Source organism: Peribacillus cavernae, assembly GCF_003989135.1.
GTDB classification, from domain to species: Bacteria; Bacillota; Bacilli; order Bacillales; family DSM-1321; genus Peribacillus; species Peribacillus cavernae.
In genome coordinates this window covers 77,015-97,883 of record NZ_RYZZ01000020.1, presented here as the reverse complement: position 1 = coordinate 97,883, position 20,869 = coordinate 77,015, and the positions used below count along the sequence as shown (strand labels likewise).

At 42.8% G+C, this 20,869-nt stretch carries 22 protein-coding genes; 5 read left to right on the top strand and 17 right to left on the bottom strand.

Features of this window, described 5'->3' with window-relative positions; genetic code table 11:
- Window positions 1-16: 16 nt before the first annotated feature.
- A complete protein-coding gene (locus ELQ35_RS14770; RefSeq protein WP_126865589.1) occupies window positions 17-223 on the bottom strand; it encodes a helix-turn-helix domain-containing protein in 207 nt (68 codons plus the stop codon).
- Between the two features lie 974 nt (window positions 224-1,197).
- On the opposite strand from ELQ35_RS14770, the gene ELQ35_RS14765 reads away from it, so the two are divergent.
- Entirely contained in the window at window positions 1,198-2,136 is a 939-nt protein-coding gene (locus ELQ35_RS14765) for a bifunctional helix-turn-helix transcriptional regulator/GNAT family N-acetyltransferase (RefSeq protein ID WP_126865588.1), read from the top strand.
- Window positions 2,137-2,172: 36 nt separating this feature from the next.
- Here ELQ35_RS14765 and ELQ35_RS14760 read toward each other — a convergent pair whose 3' ends face one another.
- Genes ELQ35_RS14760 through ELQ35_RS14750 form a run of 3 tightly spaced genes read right to left on the bottom strand, consistent with a single transcriptional unit; the run spans window position 2,173 to window position 5,410 of the window.
- Window positions 2,173-2,685, bottom strand: coding sequence for an adenine phosphoribosyltransferase (locus tag ELQ35_RS14760; RefSeq protein WP_126865587.1), 513 nt, complete (start codon window positions 2,683-2,685; stop codon window positions 2,173-2,175).
- On the bottom strand, window positions 2,676-5,045 hold the full coding sequence (recJ, locus tag ELQ35_RS14755; protein ID WP_126865586.1) for a single-stranded-DNA-specific exonuclease RecJ: 2,370 nt from the start codon (window positions 5,043-5,045) through the stop codon (window positions 2,676-2,678). Before recJ ends, ELQ35_RS14760 begins: the two co-directional genes overlap by 10 nt.
- Before the next feature lie 56 nt (window positions 5,046-5,101).
- Window positions 5,102-5,410: a LapA family protein gene (locus ELQ35_RS14750; RefSeq protein ID WP_126865585.1), complete on the bottom strand. Its 309-nt coding sequence runs from the start codon at window positions 5,408-5,410 to the stop codon at window positions 5,102-5,104.
- A gap of 244 nt (window positions 5,411-5,654) precedes the next feature.
- On the opposite strand from ELQ35_RS14750, the gene ELQ35_RS14745 reads away from it, so the two are divergent.
- A complete protein-coding gene (locus ELQ35_RS14745; protein ID WP_126865584.1) occupies window positions 5,655-5,978 on the top strand; it encodes an ArsR/SmtB family transcription factor in 324 nt (107 codons plus the stop codon).
- 2 nt (window positions 5,979-5,980) lie between these two features.
- The gene (locus ELQ35_RS14740; protein ID WP_126865583.1) at window positions 5,981-6,469 is read left to right on the top strand and encodes an SRPBCC family protein; all 489 of its coding nucleotides are present in this window, start codon (window positions 5,981-5,983) and stop codon (window positions 6,467-6,469) included.
- Window positions 6,470-6,525: 56 nt separating this feature from the next.
- On the opposite strand, the gene ELQ35_RS14735 is transcribed toward ELQ35_RS14740, so the two are convergent.
- The 6 genes from ELQ35_RS14735 to ELQ35_RS14715 form a co-directional block, all read right to left on the bottom strand.
- Entirely contained in the window at window positions 6,526-6,900 is a 375-nt protein-coding gene (locus ELQ35_RS14735) for a hypothetical protein (RefSeq protein ID WP_126865582.1), read from the bottom strand.
- Window positions 6,901-6,914: 14 nt separating this feature from the next.
- Window positions 6,915-8,825: an asparagine synthase (glutamine-hydrolyzing) gene (asnB, locus tag ELQ35_RS14730; RefSeq protein ID WP_126865581.1), complete on the bottom strand. Its 1,911-nt coding sequence runs from the start codon at window positions 8,823-8,825 to the stop codon at window positions 6,915-6,917.
- Between the two features lie 91 nt (window positions 8,826-8,916).
- Window positions 8,917-9,075 (bottom strand): D-alanyl-D-alanine carboxypeptidase family protein, encoded by a 159-nt coding sequence (locus ELQ35_RS14725; protein WP_281278129.1) that lies wholly within the window; start codon window positions 9,073-9,075, stop codon window positions 8,917-8,919.
- Window positions 9,020-9,313, bottom strand: a complete 294-nt coding sequence (locus tag ELQ35_RS22650; protein WP_185861787.1) for an SH3 domain-containing protein — start codon at window positions 9,311-9,313, stop codon at window positions 9,020-9,022. The genes ELQ35_RS14725 and ELQ35_RS22650 overlap by 56 nt, the downstream gene beginning before the upstream one ends.
- Before the next feature lie 287 nt (window positions 9,314-9,600).
- Window positions 9,601-11,856 carry a protein translocase subunit SecDF gene (secDF, locus tag ELQ35_RS14720; RefSeq protein WP_126865580.1) on the bottom strand — a complete coding sequence of 752 codons (2,256 nt, stop codon included), beginning with the start codon at window positions 11,854-11,856 and terminating at the stop codon, window positions 9,601-9,603.
- Window positions 11,857-12,029: 173 nt separating this feature from the next.
- Window positions 12,030-12,332, bottom strand: a complete 303-nt coding sequence (locus ELQ35_RS14715; protein WP_126865579.1) for a post-transcriptional regulator — start codon at window positions 12,330-12,332, stop codon at window positions 12,030-12,032.
- A 164-nt stretch (window positions 12,333-12,496) separates the two neighbouring features.
- Between ELQ35_RS14715 and spoVB the strand changes: the two genes are divergently transcribed.
- A complete protein-coding gene (gene spoVB / locus ELQ35_RS14710) occupies window positions 12,497-14,059 on the top strand; it encodes a stage V sporulation protein B (protein WP_126865578.1) in 1,563 nt (520 codons plus the stop codon).
- Between the two features lie 36 nt (window positions 14,060-14,095).
- Here the strand turns inward: spoVB and ELQ35_RS14705 are convergent, their stop codons facing one another.
- Window positions 14,096-14,740 (bottom strand): DUF421 domain-containing protein, encoded by a 645-nt coding sequence (locus ELQ35_RS14705; RefSeq protein ID WP_126865577.1) that lies wholly within the window; start codon window positions 14,738-14,740, stop codon window positions 14,096-14,098.
- 43 nt (window positions 14,741-14,783) lie between these two features.
- On the opposite strand from ELQ35_RS14705, the gene ELQ35_RS14700 reads away from it, so the two are divergent.
- Window positions 14,784-15,308: a TIGR04086 family membrane protein gene (locus tag ELQ35_RS14700; RefSeq protein WP_307365305.1), complete on the top strand. Its 525-nt coding sequence runs from the start codon at window positions 14,784-14,786 to the stop codon at window positions 15,306-15,308.
- Window positions 15,309-15,390: 82 nt separating this feature from the next.
- Here the strand turns inward: ELQ35_RS14700 and yajC are convergent, their stop codons facing one another.
- The 6 genes from yajC to ruvA form a co-directional block, all read right to left on the bottom strand.
- Window positions 15,391-15,666 (bottom strand): preprotein translocase subunit YajC, encoded by a 276-nt coding sequence (gene yajC, locus ELQ35_RS14695; RefSeq protein WP_126865576.1) that lies wholly within the window; start codon window positions 15,664-15,666, stop codon window positions 15,391-15,393.
- A gap of 27 nt (window positions 15,667-15,693) precedes the next feature.
- Window positions 15,694-16,833: a tRNA guanosine(34) transglycosylase Tgt gene (tgt, locus tag ELQ35_RS14690; protein ID WP_126865575.1), complete on the bottom strand. Its 1,140-nt coding sequence runs from the start codon at window positions 16,831-16,833 to the stop codon at window positions 15,694-15,696.
- 192 nt (window positions 16,834-17,025) lie between these two features.
- Complete coding sequence (gene queA / locus ELQ35_RS14685) at window positions 17,026-18,054, bottom strand: tRNA preQ1(34) S-adenosylmethionine ribosyltransferase-isomerase QueA (protein ID WP_126865574.1); 1,029 nt, start codon at window positions 18,052-18,054, stop codon at window positions 17,026-17,028.
- Window positions 18,055-18,106: 52 nt separating this feature from the next.
- On the bottom strand, window positions 18,107-18,313 hold the full coding sequence (locus tag ELQ35_RS14680) for a DUF2905 domain-containing protein (protein WP_126865573.1): 207 nt from the start codon (window positions 18,311-18,313) through the stop codon (window positions 18,107-18,109).
- A complete protein-coding gene (ruvB, locus tag ELQ35_RS14675) occupies window positions 18,310-19,311 on the bottom strand; it encodes a Holliday junction branch migration DNA helicase RuvB (RefSeq protein ID WP_126865572.1) in 1,002 nt (333 codons plus the stop codon). The genes ELQ35_RS14680 and ruvB overlap by 4 nt, the downstream gene beginning before the upstream one ends.
- An 11-nt stretch (window positions 19,312-19,322) precedes the next feature.
- A complete protein-coding gene (gene ruvA / locus ELQ35_RS14670; protein ID WP_126865571.1) occupies window positions 19,323-19,937 on the bottom strand; it encodes a Holliday junction branch migration protein RuvA in 615 nt (204 codons plus the stop codon).
- Window positions 19,938-20,869: the final 932 nt, after the last annotated feature.

The following is a 20,869-nucleotide window of genomic DNA, read 5'->3' as shown; positions in this document are numbered from 1 at the left end:
TTCTCTTTATTATGCTTTATTTTAACAAGAATCGAAAAGACGGCTTTTTCTCAGAGGAGTAGCGTTTATCGCGTCCCTCCTGGTGGACAGTTGCTAATCCAGCATCCTTTAGGATTTTCAAATACTTAAGAATTCCCTGCCGTGTGATCGGATCTTCATCTGCAAGTTGGATTGCCATCTTGCGGCAATATTCAGCAAGATTCCACTGAATATGGGAACTCAATATACGCCGCATCCATTCCCTCGTGTTTGAGTATCTCGGCATCGAATTACATAAATCTTCAAGTGAAACAGCTCCTTGCTCGCTTATAAACTACTTGGTATGTGCTTAGTCATTGATCGACGGAATCATGCAGGTATTAGTATAGTTGGGAGGAGTCTTGTTTCCCATTATATCGGAGAAGAAGCAGCAGGAATGGGTTCACCAATTCGCCGCTGGCCTTCCCTTTATAAAAATTTGTTTCAAGTATTTACATCTTTATGGTAGCTACTTTCCCTGAAACAAGACAAGAGGGAGCAATAAGCAGAAAAGCCGCGTAAGAATGAAGCACAGATCGGTGTACAGTTGCTCCTTTTTCCAAGATACTATTGATCTATTTTTAAAAATACTCCTTCCTATATAGATTGAACTTAAATCTTACATACATGAAACTTCTTAAATTGGTTTTAGGGTTAGATTCTGCATCAGCAGGTTGTATGAAGGACTTCCAGGCAAAAGAGTCGTATTCATAATGCCTCTGAAGGACAAAAACGATTTAGTTGGCCCGGGAAATGTCCTTCATAAGGGCTATAAAGGACAAAAACGAGTCTGTTGGCCCGGGAAGTGTCCTTCATAAGTGCTATGAAGGACGAAAACGAGTCAGTTCGCCTTTAAAATGTCCTTCATAAGCCTTCCCTAGAACCTGTAATTGTTAAGTTCAAAATATATAAAAGGACAGTTCTCGAATTCGAGACTGTTTTTTTATTTTTTAGCTTTCAGCTATGGTACAAGCCATTCTGCTTAAAATGGTTTGAGGAATATAAAAGTGGAGGGGGCATCCATTCTACAAGAAAAGGGTCTTTTTTTGTATTATTTTATTGTATAAAACTGGTTAATCAACACGCCTGATAAAAATCATTACTATATAGTTGCCTAAGTCAACTAAAAATCTTATAATATTGGTAGTTTACATTTTCTAAAGTTAAGGAGGACCATTAATGGCATCGCTTCAATATGTAGAAAAAATCCGGGAATTCAACAGGTATTATGCAAATGTTCTAGGTAAAATCGATCAAGAAATCTATAATCAACCTTTCCCTCTAACAGAGGCCCGCGTTATAACTGAAATCAATTTTAGAAATGGATGTACTGCGACGGAAGTTAGAGAAACCCTTGGAATTGACCGAGGTTATATGAGCAGGATTGTCCAGCGGTTTGAAGAAGAAAAAATAGTCATTAAAAAACAATCAACAGACGACAAACGTCAGTACTTACTCTATCTAACGGATTATGGTAAAGAAGTTTTTAATGGCTTAGTTGAAAATGCAAATCGTGAAGTAGGCAAAATGATTCAAGCCATATCGAAACGTGATCTGTCCAAGCTGATAACATCCATGGAAACGGTCGAATCCATATTTTCAAAAGAACATTCTTCCCAGTCAGAATTGTCCATTCGATCGTTTAGATCCGGGGATGTTGGGTATGTTGCACACCTTCATGGAAAGCTTTACGAGAAAACGTATAAGTTTGGACGGATGTTTGAATATTACGTTATGAAGGGTTTAACAGAATTTATGATCAATACCGATGGAGGAGATCTATGGGTTGCTGAAGTGAATGGTAAAATCGTTGGTTCAATTGCGATTACTAAATCCAATGATACAGTAGCGCAGCTAAGATGGTTTGTTTTGGATGAAAATTACCAAGGGTTGGGCATAGGGAAGAAACTTATGGAGACTGCCATCCATTTCTGTAAAAAACAAAGCTACCAGCAAGTTTTCTTATGGACTGTGAGCATTTTAGACACGGCTCGCTATCTTTATCAAAAATATAATTTTACATTAACAGAAGAAAAACCAAATGAAGAATGGACCGGAACCAAATTAGTGGAAGAACGATGGGACCTGGATCTTTCCGATGAAAACCAAACATTGTAAAAGAGCACCCAGCTAAGCTAGAGTGCCCCCAAAAACCTAAAATGACATTAATGTCATTACATCATATCCATCCAGTTTGTCTCTGCCGTCCAAATAAGAAAGTTCGATCAGGAAGGCAATTCCGGCTACGACGCCGCCTAGCTCCTCGACAAGCTTGATAGTCGCTTCGATGGTGCCGCCTGTGGCTAGAAGATCATCCGTGATCAAAACGCGCTGGCCCGGTCTAATCGCATCTTTATGGATGGCCAGGACGTCTTTGCCGTATTCGAGGCCGTAATCGACTTTTACCGTTTCGCGTGGAAGCTTTCCATCTTTTCTTACCGGAGCGAAGCCGACACCCAAAGAGTAAGCGACAGGACAACCGATAATAAAACCCCGCGCTTCAGGACCCACCACAAGATCAATTTGTTTTTCACGTGCGTATTCTACCATTTGATCAGTAGCATAGCGATATGCCTCTCCATTATTCATCAATGTAGAGATATCTTTAAATTTGACCCCGGGTTTCGGCCAATCGGGCACGATTGTAATAAACTGCTTTAAATCCATTGCTTCGTTTCCTCCTTGAGGTCTGTTGCCTCATGTACTAATGTATTGAACCAATCATATAATTGCTGATAAGAAGAATAAACAAGCTCTTTTTCAAGCTCATATTGTTCTTGCTTTCTCTTAAAAGAAGGCGCATCGCCCAAGTCGCGTTTATTTGCATGTTTCTTGAGTGAGATGAAGCCATTCTCTATTGTAACAAAATCCAGTTCCAAAAACACTTGTGAGATGAAATCGATCGTATCACGCGACCAGCCGCGGTACTTCGCAAGTTCATCTCCATAACGCCTTACATCGAGAGGCCCTTTTTTTGCCAGGAAGGCATAGAACCATTTAAAATGTTCGCGTGTTGGCATCGTGCTGAAAAAATGATCCTGTTGATGCTGGAAATGGACATATATCCGATGTGGCTGTTTCTTCCTTAATATATGCTCCAGCATTTCTTGTGATGACGGCATGTCCAGTAAAACGATAGTGCAGCCATCTATTTGAATGTCTTTAGCTTCTTTTTCTGTTGTAATATGAACCAAAGTTTCGATTTCTTTGATGAAAGGGAGTTGTTTCAATGTTTCTTCGGAAAAAACAATCACTTTACGATTCTCCTGCGGGATATCAGCGAGCCACTTCTCAACGCGGTTAATTCCTCGATAGTCGAAAAGCTGCCAGCTGTTCACAGCAACATCCTTTAAAAAAATCTGCGGTTTTCTGATGTTATTCCATTCATTGATCGAAAGCTCCCCGATCACCGAAACGCTTGAAATCGGAGAAATCTGCTCATACAAATAACCGAGCCCGAAACCGACTCCATCAAGGGAGATATTGCTATTCCCAAGCTGCAGCTTTAAGTGATTTTGATTGGTACCGATTTTCCTGATTCCGGTAATGTTTGCTGACTCTATCAAAATTTTCGGCTTCGGATTACTCATTCCGAATGGAGCAAGCAAGTCCAATTCCTCGACAGATTGCAACGTAATATCCTCGATTGCTATCACGCTGTCAAGCTTGGTCACTGGCGTAAAATCCTCTTCCGTTAGCTGCTCGTGCGCCAGGCTGTTCAAACGGCGGCGCAGCTCATCGACGTCAGCCATTTTCAGAGTCATACCGGCAGCCATCGGATGCCCGCCGAAGTGGGGCAAGATATCCCCGCACTGCGAAAGATTTCTAAACATATCAAAATCTTCAATGCTGCGCGCTGAGCCCTTCGCCAGTCCTTTTTCCCGGTCATAGCTAAATACGATCGCCGGCCTATAGAAACGGTCCACCAGCTTGGAGGCGACAATTCCGATAATGCCGGAATTCCAGCCTTCCTTGCCGACAACAAGGACCCCGTTTTCCTCCGGCGGATAATTTTCTTCCACTTCGCGAATTGCTTCTGCGGCAATCTCAGCCACAAGCCCCTGCCGTTCTTTGTTTAGCGAATCAATTTCGGTTGCAAGCTCTTCTGCTGTTTCGAAGTCGGGAGCCATGATCAGATCAACGGTCGGGTCTGCGGCGCCGAGCCTTCCTGCAGCGTTGATTCTTGGAGCCATACCGAAGCCGATCGATTCTTCATTTAACGAGTCGAGCTGGATGCCCGCTTTTTTTATTAACGAAAGCAGTCCCGGCCGTTTTGTGTGGCGCAGCTGATGAATGCCCCTTGCTGCAATCAAGCGGTTTTCCCCATGCAACGGCACAAGATCGGCAATCGTCCCTATCGCGGCAATCTCCAATAAATCCTCCGGCAGATGCCCAAGCAGCGCATGGGCCAGTTTAAAGGCGACCCCGACTCCGGCCAGTTCTTTAAATGGGTATGTATGATCCTCAAGCTTTGGATGGATGATCGCCAGCGCTTCAGGCAGTACGGGGCCGGGTTCGTGGTGATCGGTTACAATATAGTCGAGACCGAGCTCTCTTGCGACCTTTGCTTCATGGATAGCAGAAATCCCTGTATCAACGGTAATCAGTAGCTTCACACCAGCTTCTGCGGCAAATTGGAATGCTTTTTCATTGGGACCATACCCTTCCGTAAAACGGTTTGGAATATAAAAGTCAACATTGGCCCCCATTTGCGTAAGCGCTATCATCATCACAGACGTGCTGCTGACACCATCCGCATCATAGTCACCAAAGATGCGTATTTTCTCGCCTGCTTCGATGGCTTGCTTGATTCTTTGCACGGCTTTATCCATATCTTTCAGCAAAAATGGATCATGGAAAGCCTGTTCATTTATAAATAAAAAAGATTGCGCTTCTTCAATGGTTTGAATCCCGCGATTGGCTAATAGCCTTGCTACCAGAGGTGTTATTTGAAGCTCGTCTACGAATACCTGGACAACTTTTTCATCGGCAGCCTGCAATCGCCACCGAGTTTTTGGCTTTAACATAAATTCACCCCTCAACTCATCTATTATACAGAAGGAGTGGAGGGGTTTCAATTTAATTATTTAGGTTCGATTTCCGGAACCCGCTCCACATCACTGGCTGTCTCGTGTGTGGGCTTTGAATCGAAATCACTGATAACTTTTTCAAGCTGCTTGATTTTTCTTCGTAGCGAATAGATCTTGACCATGTTAATCGAAAATACGATGAATCCCCCCATTAAAACGGATCCAAGGATCACCAGGATTAAAGGCCACTCCGCTTGACCGAATAAATAATTTACACTCACAGAATCTACATTAATAACAGCAAAAATAGAAATTACGATTGCAAAAAGGATTCCCAGCAGGAATATCCATTGAAATTTCATGTGTACCTCCTTATATCTTTGTCGTAGTACCATATCTTACCCTTTTACAAGCTTGTATCAAACATCTATTTCGATTTGTTACTGAGCAGGTCTTACCCCATGCCCATCAAGGTACGGCAAATAATTACCTCCTAATTTGGCAAGGCTGCGTTTAGACATTGGAGTTATATAACTTGAATGACATATAACTATTTGGTAATATAACAGAGTGGTAATAAAAATGGATAATTAGGACTGTGATGACATGCAAAACCAAAGGAAACCCACTAATCTATTCGAAATAATTGCTGAAACAAACCGGAGACACATTATCGACCTTCTACGAACACGTCCAAGATCAGTTGGGGAAATAGTTGAACGTTCTCAATTAAGCCAACCAGGTGTTTCGAAGCACCTTCGAATATTGCGGGAAGCTGGCTTAGTCACGACCAGTAAGGAATCACAGAAGCATATATACCATTTACGTGCAGAACCACTAAAAGAAATTGATCATTGGCTGGAGCCTTACCGCCAGTACTGGTCGGACAGGCTTGATGCACTCGAAGAATTTTTAGATGAGGAGGAATAGAAATGTTAGCCGTAATTGAAAAAAGGGAGGGTGGCGGCTATGTCGCCCGGTATGATCGTCCATTAAAACACTCAGTAGAAAAAGTGTGGGCTGCTTTAACTCAGAATGATAAGCTGGCAAAATGGATGTCAAACCTTCAAGTAGAGGACCTTCGAAAAGGAGGAACCATAAAATTTGATATGAAGGACGGTTCCGGGACATTTATTGATATGAAGATTTTAGATTTCCAAGAATATTCCGTGTTGGAATTCGAATGGGGCGAAGACCGTGTCCGCTTTGAGTTATACCCAAAACCTGACGGCTGCCTCTTAGTATTGAAAGAGTTTATTGGCACATTAACAGATCATACATCAAAGGATTTATCAGGATGGCATGTATGCCTGGATATGCTTTCCGCTTTATTGGAAGGCCGTTATATGGAATTTCCAAAAGGTGAATGGGAAAAATGGCATGATAAGTATGGTATAGCTGTCAAACAGATGGAAAAGTGATGATAGAATTTTCAAAATACAAAAGAACCTTTCCGCAGGAAAGGTTCTTTTGTTGCTTATTCGTTAAACATTGTCTTCATCATCTCGACTAATTCGCTTTTTTTGCTGATTGAGTTGTCTTCTGTATATAGGGATATAACCTCATAATCGCTTCCATTCTTTTGCTTCCAATATATAGATGGCAAATGATTCAAGGGAACATAATACTCGTTCCAGCCCTCTGAAATGGGTATTTTTTCTCCCATTTTCAATTGATTTGCAAGCTGTGAAGAAGCCATTTTCTTTTCCAGTCCGATATGTTGCGGATAAAAGTCAAGCCGATATAGACTGATTTTTGGATTTCCCTGCAGTTGGATGACCTTAATTCCTGGAGCTAGTCTTTTTATTGGACAATCAAATTGATTCTGTACTACCTTAGTATGTAGCCGCACTTGACGTAACTTCGTTAAGAAGTGAGGACTTTTTCTCTTTGCTGGTATACGCGATCTTCATGTAATGGATGAAACACACTGGACTTTTCTACATAGATTTGATGCCAGATCATAAAGACAAAAATGGTCCAGAGTTTCCGACTGTTATCCTTTTTATTCGTAACGTGCTCCTCAAGCAACTGAAAAACTTCTTGTTTATTAAAAATGTAACCAGTTTGGCTGGCCTGGATTAAGTCAATGGCCCAACCATATAATTCAGCTTTCAGCCAATGGCGAATCGGGACGGGAAAGCCTAACTTTTTTCGATTCACGACATGGTCTGGAACAATACCCTCTGCCGCTTTTCGAAGGACATATTTGGTTGTATTATTTTTTATTTTTTGATCTGTCATAATCTTAGAGGCCACATCGAAAACATCTTTATCCAGAAACGGAACGCGGAGCTCAAGAGAATGGGCCATCGTCATTTTATCGGCCTTCAGTAGAATATCGCCTCTTAACCACGTATGGATATCGATATTCTGCATTTTTGTCACCGTATCATACCTCATTGAATCGTTATAAATCGGCTTTGTGATATTTGTATAGGCCAGGTTATGCTTATAGGATGAAAGCAATGACTCCTTTTCCTGTTCTTCAAACATTTTTGCATTTCCAATATATCTTTCTTCTAACGGTGTAGCACCCCGTTTGATAAAGTTTTTCCCCTTAAATCCATCTGGTAAGATGCGGCTGAATGTTTTTAAAAGTTCTTTCACGGGATCATGAAGATAATTAAACATTCGCAGGGAATGTGGCTCCCGATAGATATTATAACCGCCGAAGAGCTCATCTGCTCCTTCTCCGGATAAGACAACTTTTACATGTTTTTTCGCTTCACGTGCCACAAAATACAAGGGTACAGCTGCTGGATCGGCGAGCGGATCGTCCATATGCCAGATAATTTTAGGAAGGGCTTTTACAAATTCATTAGCTGTAATGACATGATTGATATTTTCTAAATGAAGGGCTTTAGCTGTTTCCTGCGCAACATTTACTTCACTGAAACCGTCCCGTTCGAAACCGACTGAGAATGTTTTTATATTTGGATTCACCTGTCTGGCTAAGGAAACAATCAAGGAGGAATCGATACCCCCGGACAAAAAAGCGCCTACCGGTACATCGCTGCGCATATGCACACGTACTGAATCCGTTAAAACATCCTGGATCTCTTTCATTATTTGGGATTCAGATGACTGTACCGGCAGGAAATTTGGCCGCCAATAAGATTTGATTTTCATGGCTTGTCCCGGCTTTTTCGTAAAATAATGACCGGGCGATAGTTTTTTGATATGCCTTGTCATCGTGTCAGGTTCAGGAACGTACTGGAAGCTCAGATAATGCTGTAGCGAATCAGCATTCAATTCATCTTCCTGGGCTAACAGAATACTTTTTTTCTCAGAAGCAAAATACGTCAAGTCATCTTGTTCCAGGTAGAAAAAGGGCTTTATGCCGAAATGATCCCGTGCCCCAAATAATTCTTTTTCAATCTTGTCCCAAATAACAAAGCCAAACATCCCTCTTAACTTTTCCACGGCCCGCTCTTTCATGTCACTATAAAGGGCGAGGATGACTTCTGTATCAGAATCAGTAGAAAATTCATGCCCTTTCGCTATTAACTCACGGCGAAGTTCAATATGGTTATATATTTCTCCGTTAAAAATAATCCAATATCGATCATTTTCATAGGAGAGGGGCTGATGCCCACTCTCTAAATCTATAATACTCAACCTTTTAAAACCAAAATACACGAACTCATCATGGTAAAACCCTTCATCATCGGGGCCTCTGTGAGTAATAATCGAGTTCATTTCGATTATTTTCTGTTCTAGTTTTTCATTTTTTTCTTTAGCTTCCGCTTGTAAACAGCCAACAAACCCGCACATTGGTAAAGCCACCTGCCTGCTCGTATTTTTTAAATCAAATGTAGTTTTTGGTGGAATCTAATCGAAATAGAATTCCAGTTTCCCAGCCGTTTTACTTGTGAACCGGTTTTACATGAAAGTACTCTTCAAGAGTAATTCCACGATTCATAATTTCTTCAGCGATTGGTGTGCCTACATATCTAAGATGCCATGGTTCATACTGATAACCCGTAATCGCTTCTTTTCCATATGCTCTTTTCCGTTTTCTCATTAGAAATAAACGGGATTGATGCATAAACTAGATCCTTGGCAATGTAACCATCAGGGAGTTTATTTTGTTTATTTACAATCACAGTAGTACTCTCAGGATTTGAAACGACCTGAACAGACTTTTTCTTACTCGGAGCAATAGACTTAGATGCATTCATATACCGGCTGCTTACATAGCCTGGTTTGCCTATATAGTGAATTCTGCACCAGCCGTTTACTGATCTTCCGTTAATATCCATTATGCGCCCTTTATTGCCAGTTTCAAGTTTTTCGCACGAATTGGAAAATGATGTTAGAAAATTCAATTGGACAGTTGTTGTATAAGTTAGGGCAGCAGCACTAGTAATATCTGGCTTTATAATTTGTCACTTTATTAGAAAAATGTTCTTTTAAAGTCTTCCTTTATGGAGCATAACAGAACTTCTGTTTTTTTTGCTAATCAAAACCTCGTCCCAACCTTTCCAGTATTGCCGCCAAACGGAAAAAGACCAATCCGCATGTAAAATGCGAATTGGTCTTTTTCCTGTTACACCTGAGCTTCCTGGCTCGGTTTCTTTTCTTTATATGTGATCAGTGTACCTTTTTTCTTCAATTCTTTCGCCTTTAGGTCGAGCCATAGTTGCGAGGCGATATAAAGGGATGAGTAGACACCGCAAATCAATCCGACTAGCAACGCGATCGAGAAATTACCGATTGACGGGCTTCCGAAAATCATTAACGCTGCAACGGTTATGATTACCATGAATACCGTGTTGAAGGAGCGGGTCAAGGTTTGTCTGATACTTACATTGACAATCTCTTCAAGTTCGGCGACTGTCTTGATTTTTCTTTTCTTACGCATATTTTCGCGGATCCGGTCAAAGGTAACAATCGTATCATTGATCGAATACCCGACAATCGTCAAGATTGCAGCGATAAAGGTCAAATCGACTTCCAGGCGCAGCAAGCTGAAGACTGTGATAATAAAGAACGCATCGTGTAACAGGGCAATAACGGCAGGAAGCGCCATTCGCCATTCAAAGCGAATTGTCGCGTACAGGATGATTCCGATTGAAGAAATCAGTACGGCAATAATCGCGTTTTGAGCCAATTCTCTGCCGATTGTAGGCGATACGGTACTGATATTCGGCTCGGCACCGACTTCCTCATTGAAATAGTCCTTGACTTCGGCGATTTCATTCTTATCCAGTACCCCTATAAAACGGACGGTGCCGATTTCATTATTGCTTCCTGAAATCACAATATCTTCATCAGGTAAATCCAATGCTTTTAAATGACCTTGTACTTCCTCAGTCGTCAGCGGTTTATTGGCAGTAAAGTCCATTCTGGTTCCGCTTGTAAAATCGATTCCGAGATTCATCTTAAAGACAAACAGAAATATGATCCCTATTATGGTGATGCCGATGGAAATCCCATAGAACACTTTTCTTCGTTTAACAAAATCCCATTTATCAAATCGGGTAGGGAGCTCGGTAACATCTCTTGTTTCCGAAAGCTCATGAATATCTTTTTTATTAACTCCAAGCCATGATGGCCGTTTATTAAAGATTCTGCTGTTGATCCAGAGGCTCATGAATAAACGGGTGCCATAAACAGCGGTGATGAAACTCATTAAGATACTGATAATCAAAGTAGTCGCAAAGCCTTTGACCGAACTTGTCCCGTAAAAGAATAGGACCGCAGCTGCCAAAAGGGTCGTTAAGTTCGCATCGGTAATCGTAGCCAGCGAGTTTTTATTTCCTGCCGCATAGGCGGATGGAACGGAACGGCCCAGTTTCAGTTCATCTTTAATCCGTTCGTATGTGATGATATTGGCATCGACGGCCATACCAACCCCAAGGATTAAGGCAGCGACCCCTGGAAGTGTTAAGACGGCATTCATCCAGTCAAACACCAATAACGTCAGATAGAGATAGATGATTAGTGTAACAACGGCGATAAAACCAGGGAAACGGTAATAGAAAATCATAAAGGCGAACACCAGCGCGATCCCGATGATGCCGGCAAAGATTGTCTCATTTAACGCCTGTTCCCCGAATTTCGCCCCAACGGACGTAGAGTATTCTTCTGTAAGTTCTACCGGAAGTGCCCCTGCATTCAAAAGATCTGCCAATTCTTTCGCTTCCTCTAGCGTAAACTGTCCGGTAATTAATACTTTGTTCGTATCGAATATCTCACTGACTTGAGGGTTGGAAATCATATTATCCTGGGTCTCAGGTTTTTGTATGCTGTCTTTTCCTTCTTCAAAATCAAGCCAGATTGCGAGAATGTTTGTTGGCGGCGGCATTACTGAAATTTGCTCGGTGATCTCTTTGAATTTCTGCGGGTCCTTCAAGGTTACTTCGACAACAGGCTGGTTATTTTCATCGAAGGTCTGCTGAGCTCCGCCCTCCGCCAAGTCTGATCCGGTCATCATTTCTTTGTCGTTAAAGTCATGGAAACTCAGTTTCGCCTGAGTGGAAAGGATTTCACGGGCGTTATTCTGGTCTGTTACCCCGGCAAGCTGAACGCGGATCCTGTCATCACCCTCAATTTGTATATTAGGCTCGCTGACGCCCAATACGTTGACACGCCTGTCCAATGCTTCAGCAGTGCTGTTGAGCATTTCCTGGGTAACCTTCCCGCCGTTTTCCGGTTTCACTTCATATAAAACTTCAAAACCGCCCTGCAAATCAAGACCAAGCTTAATATTGCCCAGGATCCCTTTAGAAGATGTACTAATCGCTGCGAAAATGGCAATTACAATTATAAAAAACACAACGATTCTGCTTCTTTTTACCATTATGTAGTAGGCCCCTTTCTTTCTTTAAACGCCTATCATGGAGTTGGTTTTCGAGCTCCGGCCTTTATTTTCAATATTGGGTATAACATAAAAAAATTGAATATACCTATATGTTATGTGATAAAAGCAACAACATTATTATGATTGAAATAGAAACTACTGTCAATTTAAGATTAATCTTTTAACAGTTCTTTCAAATCCTCGGATGATAGGTCATTCCATATATTTGGCGCCTTGTAAGCTTCAATTGTCACAAACGTCATAAACTGGCTGCTGTTTATCGTAAGGATATCATTGACCAGTTCATATAAATGAATTTTTTCCTGCGGACGCTTCCATTTTTTCCGGGTCAGATACATCCAGATTTCCACTTCTTTTACAGCTCCGAGGCCGAGCAGGTTCAATTCTTCTGCTTTGCTTTTTAATGCAGGCTTCAGTGCTGGATAAAAACGTTGGTAGAGATGCTGGTTTGCCATCGATACTTCCCCCATATTTTTTATAAAAATACACCTTGCACATTCATTCGCTTTTCAGGTTCATCTGATTATTTTACGAGAGCCTGTCATGCTTTGTCCAAGTCCTTGCATATAGATAATTGTATATGATATCAGCATATTTGAGAAGGCAGGGATTACTAAGGATGTCCAAATTCTTAAGAGGAACGTTCATTCTTTTAATAGCCACTTTAATAACGCGTATTCTGGGTTTTATAAATCGGATCGTCATCGCTCGTTTTATCGGGGAAGAGGGCGTAGGGTTATATATGATGGCTTTGCCGACTCTATTTCTTGTCATAACCATTACCCAGCTCGGATTGCCTGTCGCGATTTCAAAGTTTGTCGCCGAGGCAGATGCAAGGGGTGATGATAAAAAAGTAAAGAAGATCCTGGTCGTGGCACTGACCTGTACATTCGGTTTGTCGCTGATCTTCACACCGGCGATGCTGCTTTTGGCGCCGATGCTTGCGGAAACATTATTTACGGATGACCGGACGATCTGGCCTTTGATGGCAATAGCCCCGATCGTTCCCATCGTGGCGATCTCTTCTGTTTTAAGAGGTTACTTCCAGGGAAGGCAAAATATGAAGCCATACGCTCTTTCACAGGTTATCGAACAGATTGCGCGGATTACCTTCATTGCCGTGCTGACGAAAGCCTTTCTGCCATACGGAATTGAATATGCGGCCATGGGAGCGATGTTTGCTTCGGTCATCGGTGAGCTTGTGTCATTAGTGTATTTAATGACCACCTTTAAGCTGAAAAAACATTTTCGAGTTAGAAAGAACTTTTTTTCCATGGCGAAGTCGAGCAAAGGGACATTTATAGAGTTGATGGGCATCGGGCTCCCAACTACCGGCAGCAGGTTAATCGGGAATATATCGTGGTTTTTTGAACCGATTGTCGTTGCGCAAAGCCTGGCGATCGCTGGGGTGTCTACCGCTATTGCCACGAGACAATACGGGGAACTGACTGGTTATGCCTTGCCGTTATTGATGCTGCCTTCCTTTGTTACGACGTCACTTGCAACGTCCCTGGTACCGGCCGTCAGTGAAGCGAAATCGTTGGGGGATTACAGCCTGATTGAGCGAAGGCTGCAGCAAACATTGCGAATCACCTTTATCACCGGTTCCCTTGCGATGGTCATTTTGTTCGTCCTTGCCGAGCCTGTTCTTGAAGTTATGTACCACTCTTCAAACGCCGCCATCTTTATTAAATTCTTAGCGCCATTTTTCATATTATTTTATTGTCAATTGCCTTTGCAATCAATGCTCCAGGCGCTTAATCTCGCAAAAGCAGCGATGATCAACAGCTTTATCGGCGCGGTTGTAAAAATTGTGATCATCTGGCTGCTCGCTTCCAAAGAAAGCTTCGGGATTATGGGAGCTGCGATCGGAATCGCGTCAGGAACCATTCTGGTAACATTTCTTCATTTCAGCACAATTTTAAAAGTGATCCCGTTTACGTTGAAAATCAGGACATATCTTTCTCCGATTGCGATTGCGGTAATTGCGGGCGGGTCCGGTCACTATGCGTATTATTCCTTATTTTCAAGCCTTGCCCCGTTAAGTCAGCTGTTGCTTTCGGCTACTGTCATTTCTGCCGTCTTCTTGGCTATTTCATTGTTAACCGGTGTAATAAGAAAGGCGGAAATCAAGCGTATTCCTTATATCGGCATGTTTTTGTCTAAATTCGCCTTTCGATAATCCGATAACCTGGCCTAGCTCCCTGGGTATGGCGGGTTATTTTTCATCAATGTAAAAAACGCCGTCATCATATGTGCAAATCGAAATGCTCTTTATGTCCTGATAGCCTCTCTCTTTCAACTGTTGCCGCAGCCATAAATGGTTCTTGCCCATTTGTGATAGGCTATCTTCCTGGGCCACGCCGTCTACGACCAATGGAAACGGTAAATTGTCCTCCTGGTTCTGTACATCTTTTTTCTCTATGATGGAAAGCTGGCCGGATGGCTCTAAGATTGCATACTCTACCTCTTCAATATGGATAATGTTATTTTGACGGAGCTGAATGAGCAGGTCATCGAAATTATAGCGCTGCTTTCTCATCATTTTTTCATCGATTTTTCCTTTATTGATGATAATGGTTGGCTTTCCTTCGATCACTTCCCTGAATTTTTGGCTTCTAAGCGACAGCAGGGCAAGCATAATCTGAATCAGTGCGATTGCAAGAATCGGGAGCAGTGAATGCATCAGCGGTTTTCCAGGATTTTCAATGACCAATACAGCGATGTCTCCGATCATGATAATTCCGACTAAATCAAGGATGCTTAATTCGCCGATTTCTCTTTTTCCGATCAGCCGGAAAAGCAGCAAAAGCGAAAAATACAGAAACACAGATCTCAATAAGATTACGGTAACGTCATTCACAGATGCCCCTCCTCTTTGCATAGATATTAGTAGGATGACCGTCATGCTGGCAATTAATCCGCTTTTCATTGCCATTTTTGACGTTTCTGTGCCGATCCTTGGTCTAAAAGAAAAAGATGTGAATATGCTTGTACAAAGACTAAATACTATTTCCGGCAGGAAACTGCGAAGGGAGAGAATGACCATCGAATCTAAGAATTTAGGTATGGCTATTTTATACGGAGTAGGTGCCGCTTTTGCCCTTGCCATTGTTGCAAGCTTTATCTTTTCGATACTGCTCCGGTTTACCAGCATAAATGAATCCTCGCTTACCTATGTCATCATGGCTGTATCGTTCATTTCGCTTTTTATCGGTGGTTTCATTTCAGGTGGAAAAGGAAAAAAGCAGGGCTGGATGCTCGGCGGAGGCACTGGGATTTTGTATATGCTGATCGTATTGTTATTTCAGTATCTCGGACACGATTCCTTATTTTCATTAAAGCAATGGATTCAGCAGGGCTGTTTTGTAGTAACAGCGATGATGGGTGGAATCCTTGGGGTAAATATGAATTCATCGCGCAATGCCTGAATTTAGAAGAGCGCAGCTGTCTTGTAGAGTAAAAAAAAACGGTATCCCAAAATGGGATACCGTTTTTTTTGCATGCTTGTTTTTATGTCAGCTCAGGAGCGCTTTCCGTAACTTCTCGGATTGCTGATCTATCGTATGTAAGCCTGCTGCCATCGCCGCATTTGATGACGATCTTGGATTCATCAATAGAATCAATGATTCCGTGAAGGCCGCCGATCGTTACGATCTTATCACCTTTCTTCAATCCAGTCTGCATGCTTTGTGTCTGTTTTTGACGCTTTTGCTGAGGACGGATCAATAGGAAATAAAACAAAACGAACATCAGTACCAGTGACAAAATACCACCGTAACCTTGCATCTATATCACTCCTTTCTTTATAGTCAATTAGAAGTTCTTCGCACCGGGCTTATTGAAGCCGTATCGTTCAAAGAATTCTTCCCTGAAATCTCCAAGTCGGTCTTCGCGAATCGCTTGTCTGACTTGCTCCATTAAGTTTAACAGAAAATGAAGGTTATGGTAAGTCGTAAGACGAATTCCGAACGTTTCTTCACAACGAATTAAGTGGCGGATATATGCCCGGCTGTAATTCTTGCAAACATAACAATCACAATTTTCATCCAATGGGCCAAAATCCCGCGCATATTTCGCGTTTTTCACTACTAAACGGCCTGTTGAAGTCATGAGCGTACCGTTGCGGGCAATTCTCGTTGGAAGCACGCAGTCGAACATATCGATTCCCCGGATCGCCCCATCAATCAATGAATCCGGTGAACCGACGCCCATTAAATAACGCGGCTTGTCAGCCGGAAGCAATGGTGTCGTGAATTCAAGAACCTTGTTCATGACATCTTTAGGTTCCCCGACAGATAGCCCGCCGACTGCATAGCCAGAGAAATCAAGCGACACTAAATCCTTTGCACTTTGTTTACGCAGTTCTTCGAATTCCCCGCCTTGGATGATACCGAAAAGCCCCTGGTCTTCAGGACGCTTGTGTGCGGCCAAACATCTTTCCGCCCAGCGCGAAGTCCGCTCTACTGACTTTTTCATATATTCAAAAGTGGCCGGGAAAGGCGGACACTCATCAAACGCCATCATAATGTCGGACCCGAGTGCATTCTGGATCTCCATCGCTTTTTCCGGAGACAAAAACAGCTTATCCCCATTCAGATGGTTCCTGAAATGAACCCCCTCTTCTTCAATCTTGCGGAATTCACTTAAAGAGAAAACCTGGAAACCGCCGGAATCCGTCAAAATCGCACGGTCCCAGTTCATGAATTTATGCAACCCGCCCGCTTCTTTGATAATGTCGTGCCCCGGCCGCAGCCAGAGATGGTACGTATTGCTGAGGATGATGCCGGCACCCAGTGTCTTTAAGTCTTCCGGAGACATCGTTTTGACCGTTGCCAGCGTTCCGACCGGCATAAACGCAGGCGTCTCGAACGAACCATGCGGTGTATGGACAATGCCAAGCCTTGCCCCTGTTTGTTTATCGGTTTTAATATGTTCATATCGAATTGCCGTCACTAAGGTAACTCCTTTCGAGCAGCGCAAATTAGGGTGTTACTCAAGTTTTGTTGATAGTTTTGAAATTCGGTGATATATCCTTAAGTCGATGATAAAACTCAAGTTCCAGATATATCCAAATTTTTGGTGATATATCTCAAACTTCGATGACATATCCTCAAATTTCGTCGTTATACTTCAAGTGATATTGCATTACTTAATCAGCATCGCGTCGCCAAAGCTGAAGAAGCGGTATTTTTCTTTTACTGCCGTTTCATAGGCATGCAGGACATGCTCACGCCCTGCTAGTGTGCTTATCAGCATAATCAGCGTTGATTTTGGCAAATGAAAATTCGTGATCATCGCATCGATGCCCTTGAACTGGTAGCCTGGAAAAATAAAGATGCTTGTCCAGCCGCTTTCCTCCTTGAAGAGGCCATCGTGTTTGGAAGCAATCGTTTCAAGTGTTCTTGTTGAAGTCGTCCCGACAGTGATGATCCTGCCCCCGTTTGCTTTTACCTCATTTAATAAACGCGCCGTACCCTCGGTCATTTGATAGAATTCTGCATGCATTTCATGGTCATCGACATCATCAGCACTTACGGGGCGGAATGTCCCCAATCCGACATGAAGCGTGATGAACGCGATATGGACGCCCTTTTCCTTGATTCCCTCAAGGAGCTGCTCCGTGAAATGAAGACCTGCAGTCGGCGCGGCCGCCGATCCCCGTTCTTTCGCATAAACGGTCTGATAGCGCTCCTTATCCTCTAGCTGCTCCTTTATGTAAGGCGGCAGCGGCATGCTGCCAAGCTCCTCCAGTACTTCGTAAAAAATGCCTTCATAAGCGAAAGCCAAAACGCGGCCTCCATGGTCGAGTACATCCGTACATGTTGCGGTCAATTTTCCGTCGCCAAAAACAATTTTCGTGCCTTCTTTAATCCGCTTCGCAGGTTTGACAAGGGTTTCCCATGCATCCCCCTCCTCCTGCTTCAGCAAGAGCACTTCTACATTTGCCCCGGTGTCTTCTTTACTGCCATACAATCTGGCTGGAAGCACCCTTGTATCGTTCAACACCAGACAATCCCCGGGCTGTAAATATTCCGTAATGTCTTTAAAGATTTCGTGCTGGATCGCCCCAGTTTCCTTATCCAGCACCATCAGCCTGCTTTGTTCCCTATGCTCCAATGGTACCTGGGCAATCAATTCCTCTGGCAAATGAAAATCAAACAACTCCACCTTCATTTTGTCCCACTTCCTAACATGCATAGTTTTTTAGGATGGAGTACATCACTTTTTACCGAAAACGGCTGATAAGATAAAGGACAGCCGATAAAACAATGCTGATTACAATTGAGGTAACAACCGGAAAGTAAAACGTCGTGTTTCCTTTTTTGATAAAAATATCACCTGGCAGTTTCCCCAGATTGATAAATTTCATGGCAAATCCGATGATGAAAATAATTACGCCGATTGTCATCAATAACTTCGGCAAACCCGTCATTCAGCAGGCACCTCCAACTGGAAATGGTGGTAGACATGCTCTGTCACCAATCTTCCTCGCGGCGTACGCTGCAAAAAACCGATTTGCAGTAAATACGGTTCATACACATCCTCGATGGTATGGGCTTCTTCGCCGATCGTTGCCGCTATCGTCTCCAAGCCAACCGGTCCCCCACGGAATTTCTCGATAATGCCTTTAAGTAATTTATGGTCAATATGATCAAGTCCTAAACGGTCAACCTGCATTAATTCCAGCGCATAGTCTGCAAGCTCGATGGTAATCGTGCCATCTCCCCTGACCTGGGCAAAATCCCTGACCCGGCGCAATAGCCGATTTGCAATCCGCGGTGTCCCCCTCGATCTTCTTGCAATCTCCGCTGCCGCCTGGATGTCCATCTCGACATTCATGATTTCCGCAGTGCGGACAACAATTTGTTTTAGCTGCTCTTCTGTATAATATTCAAGGCGGCTCAAGACACCAAAACGATCCCTGAGAGGGGCAGACAAAGAGCCGGCCCTGGTTGTAGCGCCGACAAGCGTAAACGGAGGCAAATCGATGCGGACCGCACGCGCCCCAGGCCCCTTGCCGATCACGATATCAAGGCAAAAATCCTCCATGGAAGGATACAGGACTTCTTCCACCGTACGAGGGAGCCTGTGGATTTCATCAATGAACAGCACATCACCCGGCTCCAATGCGCTTAATATCGCGGCCAGATCTCCCGGCCTTTCGATCGCAGGTCCTGATGTTGTCCTTACATTGACGCCCATTTCATTGGCAATGATCACGGCCAGCGTCGTTTTCCCTAGCCCGGGCGGTCCGTATAACAAGACATGGTCGAGCGTTTCCTCGCGCATTTTAGCTGCTTCGATGAACACCTGGAGGTTTGCCTTCACTTTATCCTGGCCGATATATTGCTTTAAGTATTGTGGTCTAAGGCTTTGCTCAAAGGACAGTTCGTTCAGGTCAGCTTCCCCGCCTACAATTCTCTCCTCCATATCGCCACCCCTTATCTTAACATCAATTGCAATGCTTTTTTGATATGTTGCTCAGTCGTAAGTTCCTCTTTTTGAAGCACTTTAGCTACTTTTTGGACTTCTTTTTCAGAATATCCAAGCGCCTTCAATGCTTGAATCGCTTCGTCCAGCTCTTCTGTGTAACCGCCTGTCCTCGCTATGTTCTGGTTGCCGTCATGGAACAAGTTCGGGAAATAGTCCGGGACTATGTTCTCAAGCTTTCCTTTCAAGTCGAGAATCATCTGGCGGGCGGTTTTTTTTCCTACACCCGGGAATTTGACGAGAAATGTTTCATCTTCATTTTCAATCGCCTGCACCACTTGATCGACCTGTCCGGAAGCCAAAATTGCAAGTGCCCCTTTAGGACCGATTCCCGTAACGTTCAGCAGTTTTGTGAACAACGCCTTTTCCTCTCTTGTTTGAAAACCGTATAATGCGAAAATGTCTTCACGAACATGATGATACAGAAATATTTGAACCTGTTCCTTTATTTTAGCAGAAAACATAAAAGGATTCGGCGTCATCACCTGATATCCGATTCCCCCATTTTCGACAACTATGTATTCGGGCCCGACAAACTCAATGGCTCCTTTTATATAATCATACAAATCTCTTCGCTCCCTGATTTTGCTTTACCTCTCATTGTACCATAGAAAATGCTGCAAGTAGAGTGTTTATCGCTCGAATGATGCATATTCACGAGATAAGGAATAAAGAAGCTGTACAGCATTTACCCGTTGAAAGGGCTCATCGCTCATAAACTTGCCCTGGCCGCTCATATATCTTGATAATAGCCCTTATCATCTTAAAGTGAGGATAAACACGGAAAAATATCTTCTTAAACCACTCCATATTTTACAACAACTCTATTGAAACCACTCATCGCCCACAAATTCGGCTAATCGCTCATATATTCTGATCATCGCTCTTATATTTCGGTAATGGCTCTTTACAAGCTGAAACGAAGACAAACACGGAAAATATCTTCTTAAACCACTTTACATTTTTCAAAAAACTCTATTGAAAACCACTCATCGCCCACAAATTTGGCTAATCGCTCATATATTCTGATCATCGCTCTTATATTCCGGTAATGGCTCTTAAATTTCATTCATCGCTCTTTACAAGCTGAAACGAAGACAAACACGGGAAATATCTTCTTAAACCACTTTACATTTTTCAAAAAACTCTATTGAAAACCACTCATCGCCCACAAATTTGGCTAATCGCTCATATATTCTGATAATCGCTCTTATATTTCGGTAATCGCTCTTAAATTTCATTCATCGCTCTTTACATGCTGAAACGAAGACAAACACGGAAAATATCTTCTTAAACCACTTGACATTTTTCAAAAAACTCTATTGAAAACCACTCATCGCCCTCAAATTTGGCTAATCGCTCATATATTCTGATAATCGCTCTTATATTTCGGTAATCGCTCTTAAATTTCATTCATCGCTCTTTACATGCTGAAATGAAGACAAACACGGAAAATATCTTCTTAAACCACTTGACATTTTTCAAAAAACTCTATTGA